General features: G+C 63.3%; 7 protein-coding genes. 4 read left to right on the top strand and 3 right to left on the bottom strand.

Going from position 1 to position 12,255, the window contains the following annotated elements; genetic code table 11:
- Positions 1–280 precede the first annotated feature (280 nt).
- Positions 281–1,684 carry an MFS transporter gene (locus C5F70_RS10850; RefSeq protein ID WP_104903290.1) on the top strand — a complete coding sequence of 468 codons (1,404 nt, stop codon included), beginning with the start codon at positions 281–283 and terminating at the stop codon, positions 1,682–1,684.
- A gap of 33 nt (positions 1,685–1,717) precedes the next feature.
- Here C5F70_RS10850 and C5F70_RS10845 read toward each other — a convergent pair whose 3' ends face one another.
- Together C5F70_RS10845 and C5F70_RS10840 are read right to left on the bottom strand one after the other, a co-directional pair.
- On the bottom strand, positions 1,718–2,638 hold the full coding sequence (locus C5F70_RS10845; RefSeq protein WP_017846427.1) for a bifunctional helix-turn-helix transcriptional regulator/GNAT family N-acetyltransferase: 921 nt from the start codon (positions 2,636–2,638) through the stop codon (positions 1,718–1,720).
- A gap of 70 nt (positions 2,639–2,708) precedes the next feature.
- Positions 2,709–3,545, bottom strand: coding sequence for an alpha/beta fold hydrolase (locus tag C5F70_RS10840; RefSeq protein ID WP_104903289.1), 837 nt, complete (start codon positions 3,543–3,545; stop codon positions 2,709–2,711).
- Between the two features lie 177 nt (positions 3,546–3,722).
- On the opposite strand from C5F70_RS10840, the gene C5F70_RS10835 reads away from it, so the two are divergent.
- Complete coding sequence (locus tag C5F70_RS10835) at positions 3,723–4,631, top strand: LysR substrate-binding domain-containing protein (protein WP_104903288.1); 909 nt, start codon at positions 3,723–3,725, stop codon at positions 4,629–4,631.
- A 118-nt stretch (positions 4,632–4,749) separates the two neighbouring features.
- Here C5F70_RS10835 and C5F70_RS10830 read toward each other — a convergent pair whose 3' ends face one another.
- Complete coding sequence (locus C5F70_RS10830; protein ID WP_104903287.1) at positions 4,750–8,805, bottom strand: bifunctional nitrate reductase/sulfite reductase flavoprotein subunit alpha; 4,056 nt, start codon at positions 8,803–8,805, stop codon at positions 4,750–4,752.
- 517 nt (positions 8,806–9,322) lie between these two features.
- Here C5F70_RS10830 and nirB point away from each other — a divergent pair.
- Together nirB and nirD are read left to right on the top strand one after the other, a co-directional pair.
- Positions 9,323–11,884, top strand: coding sequence for a nitrite reductase large subunit NirB (gene nirB, locus C5F70_RS10825; protein ID WP_104903286.1), 2,562 nt, complete (start codon positions 9,323–9,325; stop codon positions 11,882–11,884).
- Positions 11,884–12,246, top strand: a complete 363-nt coding sequence (nirD, locus tag C5F70_RS10820; protein ID WP_104903285.1) for a nitrite reductase small subunit NirD — start codon at positions 11,884–11,886, stop codon at positions 12,244–12,246. The genes nirB and nirD overlap by 1 nt, the downstream gene beginning before the upstream one ends.
- Positions 12,247–12,255 lie beyond the last annotated feature (9 nt).

Genomic DNA, 12,255 nt, shown 5'->3' with positions numbered 1-12,255 from the left:
CTTTACGAGACAGCCACTTCCTGAACGTGTTTTTGCGCTCCCGCTCACACAGGGAATGCGGCGTGCTCGACGATGTCCTCAGTGAGGCGCCGAACTTGGCGATTTGGCGTGTCATCCTACAACCATGGTTTTCATGGTCAGCGCTGTATCCGCAGAATACCCAGATAAACGGCAATATTTCAGATTGACAGCGCAGAGGGCGCCCGCTATAAAAGTCACAGTTGTACGACGACATATGACGTTACATATGTCTTATCTAACAAAAATAAAAAGTGATGCCATGAACTTGAACGAGCCCATCAACGCCCATCGCGTGGGCCAAGCGGTAGGCAACTATCGCTGGACCATCTGCGCGATGCTGTTCTTCGCCACCACCGTCAACTACCTCGACCGCCAGGTGCTCAGCCTGTTGGCGCCACAGTTGTCCACGCAATTTGGCTGGAGCAACACCGATTACGCGAACATTGCGGCGGTGTTCCAGTTTGTCTATGCGATTTCCATGCTGTTCGCCGGGCGGTTCGTCGACAAGATCGGCACCAAGGCGGCCTATGTCGTGGCAATCGGCATCTGGTCCACCGGCGCCATCATGCATGCGTTCGCGGTGCCGATGGGCGAGGGGATCGCGGCCGTGAGCGGCGCGATTGGCCTAGCGGTGATTCCGGTGTCGATCGCGGGCTTTATGCTGTCCCGTGCGGTACTGGCGATCGGCGAGGCGGGCAACTTCCCGATTGCGATCAAGGCCACCGCCGAGTACTTCCCCAAGAAAGAACGCTCGCTGGCCACCGGCATTTTCAACTCGGGCGCCAACGTCGGCGCGATCCTGGCGCCGATCTGTGTGCCGCTGATTGCCGGGGTGTGGGGCTGGGAAGCGACGTTCATGATCATCGGCATGCTCGGCTTCATCTGGGTCGCGGTGTGGGCCGCGCTGTATGAAAAGCCCGATCAGCAAAAACGCCTGTCGGCCGAGGAACTGGCCTACATCCGCAGCGATCAGACGGTCCAGCCGTTCACCGCGCAGGCTGCAGGCGCGGCGTCGCAAAAAGTCTCATGGTTCAAACTGCTGACCTATCGCCAGACCTGGGCCTTTGCCTTCGGCAAGTTCATGACTGACGGCGTGTGGTGGTTTTTCCTGTTCTGGCTGCCGACTTACCTGTCGGCGCAGTACGGCATGAAAGGCGCCGATATCGTCATGCCGCTGGCGGTGCTGTACAGCATGACCATGGTCGGCAGCATCGGCGGCGGCTGGTTCCCCAGCTACTTCATGGCCCGTGGTGATGCGCCCTACGACGGCCGCATGAAAGCCATGTTGGTCATCGCGCTGTTCCCGCTGGTGGTGCTGCTGGCGCAACCGTTGGGCTACATCAGCTTCTGGGTGCCGGTGTTGCTGATCGGCGTGGGAGCGTCGGCGCACCAGGCGTGGTCGTGCAATATCTTCACTACCGTGTCCGACATGTTCCCGCAGAAAACTGTGGCCTCGGTGGTCGGTATCGGCGGCATGGCCGGTGGCCTGGGCGGGGTGGTGATGACCAAGGTCGGCGGCTGGGTGTTCGATTATTACAAGTCCATCGGCGATATCCACACCGGCTACATGATCATGTTCGCGATCTGTGCGCTGGCGTACCTGGTGGCCTGGAGCGTGATGAAGACGCTCGTGCCGCGCCACAAGGAAATCACCGACCTGTAAACCGGGCGGGGCTTGAGTCGTGCCAGCCCCGCATCACAACGCACGCGCCCAGGTCTGGCTGACCAATGGCTTGCCGAAACTGAGAGTGGGCTCTTCTTCAACCAGCTCAAAACCGGCTTTCTGGTAGAGCCTGCGTGCGTCGGTGAGGGCGCTCATGGTCCACAGCATCATGCGCGTGTACCCGGCATGTCGGGCAAAGCGCAGGCATTCGTCCACCAGCCGCTGGCCGATGCCCAGGCCCCGCGCACTCGCGTCGACGTAGAGCATGCGCAACTTAGCGGTGCTGTCGTCATGGCGCACGACGAACACTGAGCCCACCACCGCGCCGTCTTTCTCCGCGATCCAGCAGCGCTCACGGGTCGGGTCGAACTCGCGCAGGTACTTGGCGACAATCTCCGCCACCAACGCTTCGAACTCCCAATTCCATTGGTATTCTCGCGCATACAGTGCCGATTGCTGCTGCACCACCAGGCCCATATCGCCAGGTTGTGGGTCGCGCAACACGTAGTTCGGCGTGCTGCCTTGCAGCAACGTCTGAATGCGCTGCATGGCTGCGGTCAATTGCTGTTGTTGCGGCTCGGGCAAGGCACTCAATAAGGCCATGACTTCTTGCTGGGTTTTCTCTTCCAGCGGAGCCAGGACTGACCGGCCGAGGTCGCTGAGGTGCAGTTGCACCGCGCGCGCATCGGTGATCGAGCGGACTTTCTGGATCAAGCCCTTCTTCTCTAGCCCGCTGATCAACCGGCTCAAATAACCCGCGTCGAGACTGAGCATCTGACACAAGTCGGCGCTGGTCAGGTCGCCACGCGAGGACAGTTCGTACATCACCCGGATTTCGGTGAGGGAGAAGTCGCTTTGCAGCAGGTGTTCCTGCAGCACGCCGATCTGGTGCGTATAGAAACGGTTGAAGCCGCGCACGATACCGGCGCGCTGCACAAGCAGGGGAGTGGACATGATGTGCGCTCTGATGGTTGCCTTGGGCAATTATATTGTTGCCTTAGGCAATTATGTCAATGTGTTTAATTCAGCCGAACAGCACCTTCATCAACGCGGCGACGATGGCTTCCGGTGCGTCTTCCTGCACCAGATGCCCCGCGTGCGGGACGCGAATGCAGGTCGGCTCCGCCAGCCGGCTCGCGAGTGCATCGCCTTGCGCCACGGCGAGCCACTGATCTTCCTCGCCCCACAGCAGCGTCACCGGGCAGCGGATCTCGGCGAGTCGCTGTTCGATCGCGTCGGTGTAGCGTTGATCCATCTGTGCGATCTGTCGATAAAAGGCCATCTGACCTGTTTCGCCGGTCCACGGTGCGACATAGGTTTGCAGTACGTCGACCGGCAGTGGCTTGAAGGCGGCACCTTGGATGTAGGCGCGCACAATTGCCTCGTGGATATATGCCGGTGCTTCGCTGAACGCCGATTCGTGCAGGCGCACGTGCTGGATCAACGGGGAGCCCCAGGGCGCCATCGCGACGGGATCGACCAAGGTCAGGCTGGCGTAGTTGCAGCCATCCAGCAGATGGGCGCGCAGCGCCGTGGCACCGCCGAAGTCGTGGGCGAGCATGTGCGGGCGGTCCAGTTGCCAATGCTTGAGCAGCGCCGTGAGCAGGGTGTTTTGCATGCCGAGGGAGACGTCCTGGCCGGAGGCTTTTTCCGACTGGCCGTAGCCGAGCAGGTCGTAATAGAACACGCGACACCGTTGGGCGAACAACGGCGCAATACGCCGCCAGACCTGGGACGAGAAGGGCGTGCCGTGAACCATCACCAGCGCCGGTCCCGCCGTGCCGATGTGCCCCCAGCGCACGGCCTGGCCGTGGAAATCAAAGGTGTCGGGTAATGCAATGGCGTCACGCGCGATGGTCATCGATGAGTCTCCTGTGAGGATGATGCGAACGGTTATGAACACGCCGCCCGACACCGGCGAATGTTGAGGAATGCGCGGCGGTCATCAGGCTTATCCATGAGGCCGTGCCTGCATGGTGCATAACCCCGATGCTGTGCTACAAACGAGTTCTCGGCCCTGAATGCATAACTTCAGATTATGAATATGTTCGGCAAAACCTTACCGCCGCTCGCCAGCTTGTTGCCCTTCGAGGCGGCGGCGCGCCTGGAGAGTTTCTCCAGGGCCGCCGATGAGCTGCACATCACCCAGGCCGCCGTCAGTCGGCAGATCCGCGGGCTTGAGGACAACGTCGGGGTGAAGCTGTTCTGCCGGCGCAATCGCGCGGTGTTTCTCACGCAAGAGGGGCGTGAACTGGCGCAGGTGGTCAGCCAGGCACTGCTCAGCATCAGCGAGAAGGCCACTGCTCTGCGTGCGACGCCCCGGCGCAACCGTGTGGTCCTGCTCTGTCAGTTGTGCGAAGCGTTTTATTGGCTGATGCCGCGGCTGTCGAGCTTCCACCAGCAATACCCGGCCATCGAAATCCAAGTGGTGACGTCCACCCGGCCACTCACCGAATACAACGATCACTTCGACGTGGCCCTGCAAAGCACGCGGCGCGCCAGCGGTTCGCATCCGCTGATGTTCACTGCCTCCGATGAGGTGTTCCCGGTATGCAGCCCGGCCTACCTGAGTGCGGAGCAACCGCTGCACCTCAGCGAGCTGCAGCCCTGTACGTTTTTGCACCACAGCTCCGAGCCGCCCCATTTGATGGAGTGGGACAGCTGGTTGCAGGTGTTCGGTCAGACGCTGGCCAGCGACGCGCGCAGCGCCACGTTCGACAGCTACCCGCTGATGCTCCAGGCCGCTGTCGAAGGGCATGGGATCGCCATGGGCTGGCGGCGCACCGCGAGCCGGCTGATTGAAAGCGGGGTGCTGGTAAGGCCGTGTGTCGAGAGCGTGCATTTACCGCAGGCGCTCTCGGTGTACCGGCAGCAGGGAGGCGAGAGCCGCCCCGAGGTGACGGCGCTGTTGGCCTGGCTTGAGGCGCAACTGCAGGATGAGGGCTGACTGGAGCGAAGCCGCTCCCGCCACCCAGGTGGCAATATTGGCGTTCTACACGCGGGATTTCAGCGCTGAGGTCATCGGTCACGCCGACACTGAAGTGGCGTGACCGTTCTGTCACGGCTCAGTAGACATCGCGCAAGTAACGCTTCTGCTCACTCATCCGCCGCCAGTAATCGACGGCGCTCTCGACGCCCAGCCCGCCGTGGCGATGGGCAACCTGGCGCAGGGCCTGGTCGACATCCTTGGCCATGTGGCTGGCATCCCCACAGATATACAACTGCGCACCTTCCTGCAGCCAGCGCCACAGCTCGGCGCCGTGTTCGCGGATGCGATCCTGCACGTAGATCTTCTGCGCCTGGTCGCGGGAAAACGCCAGGCTCAGGTGGCTGAGCAAACCGTCGCGCTGCATGCCCTGCAGTTCATCCTGGTAGTAAAAATCGCTCGCCGCATGTTGCTCACCGAAAAACAGCCAGTTGCGGCCCTGATGCCCCAGGGCCCGACGTTCCTGCAAAAACGCGCGGAAGGGCGCCACGCCGGTGCCGGGGCCGATCATGATGATCGGCACATCGCCGTCGGCGGGAAGCCGGAAGTGCTTGGAGGGCTGCACGAACACCGGCACTTCGCCGTTGCCAGCACGGTCGGCGAGGAAGGTGGACGACACCCCCTTGCGCTTGCCGTAGCGCACGGCCGCCACGGTGAGGTGGACTTCACGCGGGTACGCCTTGGCGCTGGACGCGATCGAATACAAGCGCGGTTGCAGGCGCTTGAGCGTGCCGAGCAGTTCGTCCGCCGCGCAGTCGATCGGGTATTCGTGCAGCACGTCCGCCAGTTGCCGGCCCCACAGCCAGTCTTTCAGTTCGGCTTTGCGCTCAGGTTCGAGCAGGTGTTTCAGGCCTGGCTTGGCGCTGCGTGCGGCAATGAAGGCCAGGGTCTCGCTGTTGGGCCGGGCAATTTCAAAGTGCTCGGTCAGGGCCTGGTGCAGCGGCACGTCGCCGAGTCTGTCGATGTTTACGCAGGTACTGGAACCCAGGCGCGTCAGCTCGAGCAGCTCGCTGACCAGTTCCGGGCAGTTGCGTGGCATCACTCCCAGGGCGTCGCCGGCTTCGTAGGTCAGCGCGGAGTCCGCCAGGTCCAGGGAGAACTGGCGGGTTTCCTTGTGCGGGCTTTGCTGGTTCAGGTGCAGGTTGAGCAGCAACCGTGACGCATGAGGCTTGGGTTTGCCGCTCGGCGTGGCGAGCGCGACGGGCGTTGCCGGGTTGAGGGTGTGTAGGAACTGTGTGAACCAGGCATCGGCGCGCTCTTCGAATTCGGTATCGCAGTCGACGCGCTCTAGCAGGCGCGTGGCGCCCAATTCGAGCAGGCGCCGGTCGAGTTGTTTGCCGTGCTGGCAGAACTGGTCGTAGTTGGGATCGCCCAACGCCAGTACCGCGAAGCGCAGCGACTCCAGGCGGGTTTCGGCGAGGGTCAGGCTGTGCCAGAAACCTTCGCCGTTGTCCGGCGGGTCGCCGTCGCCGAAGGTGCTGCTGATCAGCGCGAGGTTCTGCGTGTGCGCCAGTTTGCTCGCGGGGAAGTCCGCCATTGCGCTCAGTTCCACCGCGATGCCGCCGGCGCGCAGGCGTTGGGCAAAGCGCTCGGCCAAGGCTTCGGCGTTACCGGTTTGCGAGGCCCACAGCAAGGTGACGGCCTGGGTGTCGGCAGCGGGCGCCGGTGCCACGGCGCTGGCCTCGGTGCGGCTGAACAAACCGCCCAACAGGCCGTCCAGCCACAGCCGCGCGTCCCTGGCCACGGGCGCATTCGCCGGCAGCGTCGGAACACCGCTGGCCTGGCGCGCAGCACTGGATTGCAGGCCACTGAGAAAACCGGCGAGGTAGGTGCGCTCATTGTCGCTCAATGACGGCGACGGCAGGTTGCGGATGCCGACCAGGTCGGCGAAGGCGTCGAGGCGCGACATGGCGAGTTCCTCTGTTAAGGGGGAAACGGGGTGGGCGGCCGGTGCCGATACATCGAGGAACTGGTGCTCGATCAGCTCGACCCGTTGCAGGGCGACCGCACAGAACTTGAACTCGGGCTGCAGCGAAATCGGGTCGACCGCGTCATGGGTCACGGCGTTGATCGCCAGGTTGTCGCCGAACACATCGTTCCAGTGAAACGGCGCAAAACAGTTGCCCGCCCGCACACGGTCACTGATCACCGCGGGCAGCACGGCGCGGCCGCGTCGTGAGCGCACCTCGACCGGGTCTTTGTGCTTGATGCCCAGGCTGGCGGCGTCGTCGGGGTGGATTTCCACGAAAGGGCCGGGGTTGAGTTTGTTCAGCGTGGCGACCTTGCCGGTCTTGGTCAGGGTGTGCCACTGGTGTTGCAGGCGGCCGGTGTTGAGCACGAACGGGAACGCTTCATCGGGCATTTCCGCCGGGGACAGGTGTGGGCGCGGGAAAAACCGGGCTTTGCCGTGTTCGGTGGCGAAAACGATCGTCGGCTGGCGGCCGTCGGCGTCGGTCTTGAGGGGCTGGTTGATGCCGTTGTTCAAGTAGCGGATCGGGTTGCGCTCTGCGGCCTCAATCGACGCGCACGGCCATTGCAGCGGTCGTTCGCGCAGGCGCGCATGGCTGGCGCCGCGGATGTCGTAGCCGGTGGCGGGGTTCCAGGCGCGCTTGATCTCGTCGAACACCTCGGCGGCGGACGCATACGTGAAGGCGTCGGCGAAGCCCATTTCGCACGCGACCCTGGCGATGATCTGCCAGTCGGCCAGCGACTCGCCGGGTGGCTCCACGGCTTTTTGCATCAGGGTCAGGTTACGCTCGGAGTTGATCATCACGCCTTCGGCTTCGGCCCACAGCGCGCCGGGCAAGAGGATGTCGGCGTAGCGATTGGTCTCGGTATCGAGGAACGCATCCTGGGTGATCACCAGTTCGGCGCTTTGCAGCGCCTTGATCACGGTCTGGCGATTGGGCGCGCTGGCCACCGGATTGGTGCAGATGATCCAGCAGGCTTTGATCTGCCCGGCCGCCATTTGTTCGAACATGCCCACGGTGCCACTGCCGGCCTGGCGCGGCAGGCTGTCGGCGGGCAGGTCCCACAGTGCTTCGATAAATGCGCGGTCGGCGTCGACCAGCACCGAGCGCTGCCCAGGCAGGCCGGGGCCCATGTAGCCCATTTCACGACCGCCCATGGCGTTGGGTTGCCCGGTCAGGGAGAACGGCCCGCTGCCGGGGCGGCAGATCGCGCCGGTGGCCAGGTGCAGGTTGCACAGCGCGTTGGTGTTCCAGGTGCCGTGGGTGCTTTGGTTGAGGCCCATGGTCCAGCAGCTCATCCACTCGGCGGCCTGGCCGATCCAGTCGGCGGCTTGGCGGATGTCGGCTTCGGCCAGTCCGGTCAGTTCGGCGACCCGCTGCGGCGGGTAGTCTTCCAGAAAGCCGGGCATGGCCTCCCAGCCTTCGGTGAACGCGGCGATAAAGGCCGGGTCGGTGTGCCCGTTTTTCACCAGCAGGTGCAGCAAACCGTTGAGCAGCGCGAGGTCGGTGCCCGGCTTGATCGGCAAGAACAGGTTGGCCTTGTCGGCCGTGGCGCTGCGCCGCGGGTCGACCACGATCAGTCTGGCGCCGGCCTTGACCCGGTCCATCATGCGCAGGAACAGGATCGGGTGACAGTCGGCCATGTTGGCGCCGATCACGAAGAACAGGTCGGCGCGGTCGAAGTCTTCATACGAGCCGGGCGGCCCGTCGGCACCGAGGGAGAGTTTGTAGCCGCTGCCGGCGCTGGCCATGCACAGGCGTGAGTTGGATTCGATATGGGCGGTCCGCACAAAGCCCTTGGCCAATTTGTTGATCAGGTACTGGGCTTCCAGCGACATCTGCCCGGACACGTAGAACGCCAGGGCGTCCGGGCCATCGCGGTCGAGGATGGCGCGCAAGCGGCCGGCGGTCTCGCTGATGGCCTTGTCCATGCCGATCCGCACCGGGTCATGCTCCCGCGCCTGGCGCAGGTAGGCGTTTTCCATGCGGCCGGACTCGGCGATGGCTTGCCCGCAGGTGGTGCCTTTGGTGCAGAGCCGGCCGGCGTTGGTGGGGTGGGCCTTGTCGCCGATCACCTTGACCACGCGGTTGTGCTCGACCTGCATGACGATGCCGCAGCCCACGCCACAATAAGGACACACGCTGCGTACACTTTGGTTTGCCATCGGTAACCCTCGGATCATTTCTGCCACCCATAAAAAAACGCCCTGCAACCCTCCGTTGGAAACGGGGATTACACGGCGCCTTTGTCGTGAGTGGCAGTCTGCGTTGACTGCTTGGTATGCGTATTCCTAGCAAGTCACGCGCCAGGTTTTTCACACGCCGCTGTGACGGGCCTGGTTGCCCCCAGCGCGGGCCCGTCACGCGCAGAAATGCACTTTTATGACGCCGGAGCGCACCAGTTGGAGGCACAACCAGCGGTGTCTGGCAGGGTTGAGCACCGTTTGCAGCCTTTGCGACGGGCATGGCGGCTGGTTGGCACAGAGCCTGCAAGCACACTGTACAACCCACCTCGGTCAACGACGATCGACAGGCCATACAGGTCATGGGCACCAGCGGTAGAACCGGCGAAGACGTCCGGGTCGACCCCGCATCAGAACAGGCAAAGACGCCTGGAACCGCAAGGTTTCAGGCGTTTTTTTTTGCTTTTTAAACCGTGATGAGCTTTGTCGGGTGCTTGATATGAATTCCACTCTCGCCAGTCTGAAACAGCTGAAAACCCTGATCGTCGTCGGCAATGGCATGGTCGGCCATCATTGTGTGGCGCAACTGATCGAGCGCGGCGCCCTGGAGCACTATCGCCTGCATGTGTTCAGCGAAGAGCCGATGCGTGCCTATGACCGCGTGCATTTGTCCGAATACTTCACTGGCCGTGATGCCGAGTCGCTGGCGTTGTCGCACGCTTCGCTGTACCAGACGCCGGGCGTGACCCTGCACCTGGGGGCGCCGGTACTGGAAATCGACCGCGCCCGCCGTGAGGTGATCACCGCCACAGGCAGCGTGGCGTATGACAAATTGGTCCTGGCAACCGGCTCTTACCCGTTTGTGCCGCCGATCAACGGCGCGCAAGGCGATTCGCGGCTGGTCTACCGTACCCTTGAAGACCTCGATGCCATCCGTGGCGCCGCCGCGAATGCGCGGCGTGGTGTGGTGGTCGGCGGTGGCCTGCTCGGCCTGGAAGCCGCCAACGCCCTGAAAAGCCTGGGCCTTGAAGCCCATGTGGTGGAGTTCGCGCCGCGCTTGATGCCGGTGCAACTGGATGACTTCGGCGGGCTGGCGCTCAAGGCGCAGATCGAGCGCCTGGGCGTGGGCGTGCATTTGTCCCGCGCCACTCAATCGATCAGCGCGGGCGAGCAGTACCGCTATCGCATGAACTTTGCCAATGACGAATTTCTGGAAACCGATCTGATCGTGTTCTCCGCTGGCATCCGCGCCCAGGACGCACTGGCCCGCCAGGCCGGCCTGGAGATCGGCCCGCGCGGCGGGGTGGTGATCAACGATGAATGCCTGAGCAGCGACCCGGACATCTACGCGATCGGCGAGTGTGCGTCGTGGAACGGCAGCCTGTTCGGCCTGGTCGCGCCGGGTTACCAGATGGCCCGAGGGGTGGCCGCCCTGTTGTGCGGGCAGACCGCCGAGCCCTTTGTCGGCGCGGACATGTCGACCAAACTCAAACTGCTGGGGGTGGACGTGGGTTCCATCGGCGACGCCCATGCACACACCCCCGGTGCGCGCAGCTACCAGTTCATCGACGAGGCCAGCGCCAGCTACCGACGCCTGGTGGTGGACGCCAGCGGCAAGCAGGTGATCGGCGCGGTGCTGGTCGGCGACAACAGCTACTACGACACCTTGCTGCAGTACATGCAGAACGGCATTGCGTTGCCGTCCGAACCGGCCGGCCTGATCTTGCCGTCGTCCGCCGGCGCACCGAGCCTCGGCCCTGGCGCGTTGCCGGAGTCGGCCACCGTCTGTTCCTGCCATAACGTCACCAAAGGTTCGATTTGCGCGGCCATCGACAGCGGTTGCGCCGACCTCGGCCTGCTCAAGGCGCAGACCAAGGCCTGCACCGGTTGCGGCGGCTGCGCCGGTTTGCTCAAGCAGGTGTTCGAGCATGAACTGGTCGCCCGTGGCGTCAGCGTCGACAAGAGCCTGTGCGAACACTTCGTCTACACCCGCCAGGAGTTGTATGCCCTGGTACGCGTGGAAGGGGTGATCACCTTCGAAGAGTTGCTGGCCAAGCACGGCCGTGGCCACACCGGTTGCGATGTATGCAAACCGGCGGTGGGCTCGATCCTGGCGTCGTGCTGGAACCAACCGATCATGGACGCCTCGCTGGTGCCGTTGCAGGATACCAACGACACGTTCATGGCCAATATGCAGAAGAACGGCACCTATTCGGTGGTGCCGCGTATTCCGGGCGGCGAAATCACCGCAGAAAAACTCATCGCCATCGGTGTGGTCGCGCAGAAATACCAGCTCTACACCAAGATCACCGGCGGCCAGCGTATCGACCTGTTTGGCGCGCAACTGCATGAGCTGCCGGACATCTGGGCCGAGCTGATCGACGCCGGGTTTGAAACCGGGCACGCCTACGGCAAATCCACGCGCACGGTGAAGTCATGCGTCGGCAGCACCTGGTGCCGCTACGGCGTGCAGGACAGCGTCAAAATGGCGCTGCTGATCGAGGACCGCTACAAGGGCCTGCGTTCGCCGCACAAGCTCAAGTTCGCGGTGTCCGGCTGCACCCGCGAATGCGCCGAAGCGCAAAGCAAAGACGTCGGAGTGATCGCCACCGAGAAGGGCTGGAACCTCTACATCGCCGGTAACGGCGGCATGCGCCCACGCCACGCCGAGCTGTTCGCGACCGACCTGGATGACGCCACGCTGATCCGCTACATCGACCGCTTTCTGATGTTCTACATCCGCACGGCCGACAAATTGCAACGCACCTCGGTGTGGCGTGAAAGCCTGGAAGGCGGCCTGGATTTCCTCAAGGACGTGATCCTCGACGACAGCCTGGGCCTGGGTGCCGAACTCGAAGCGCAAATGCAACTGGTGGTCGACCGGTACGAATGCGAATGGGCCAACGCCCTCAAAGACCCGGAAAAACTCAAACGCTTCCGCACCTTCGTCAACGACAAACGCCCGGATCCGGACATCCATTTTGTCCACGAACGCGGCCAGCGCCGGCCGATCATGGCCGCCGAACTCAACCTGATTCCCGTCATCGAGGAGCTTGCCTGATGAGCCAGTCCAACACTTTGCGTACCCTTGCCACCTGGAAAAGCGTGTGCAGCGAAAGCGACCTGGTGAACAATTCCGGCGTGGTGGTGTGGTACGACGGCGCGCAAGTCGCGCTGTTCTACCTGCCGGACGCGCCGGACCAGACCCTCTACGCCATCGACAACCATGACCCTGAATCCGGCGCGAACGTGATCGGCCGCGGGCTGGTCGGCAGTATCAAGGGCGATCTGGTGGTGGCTGCGCCGATCTACAAACAGCATTACCGTCTGGCGGACGGCCAATGCCTGGAGGCACCGCAGCAGCGCTTGCGGGTATGGCCGGTGCGGTTGAATGCGGGGGTGGTGGAGTTGGGGGTGAGTTGAGGCGAGGTC

Source organism: Pseudomonas sp. LH1G9, from assembly GCF_002949975.1.
Lineage (GTDB): Bacteria > Pseudomonadota > Gammaproteobacteria > Pseudomonadales > Pseudomonadaceae > Aquipseudomonas > Aquipseudomonas veronii.
Note: the sequence above shows the minus strand (reverse complement) of the source record. Positions and strands in the feature narration are given on the sequence as shown.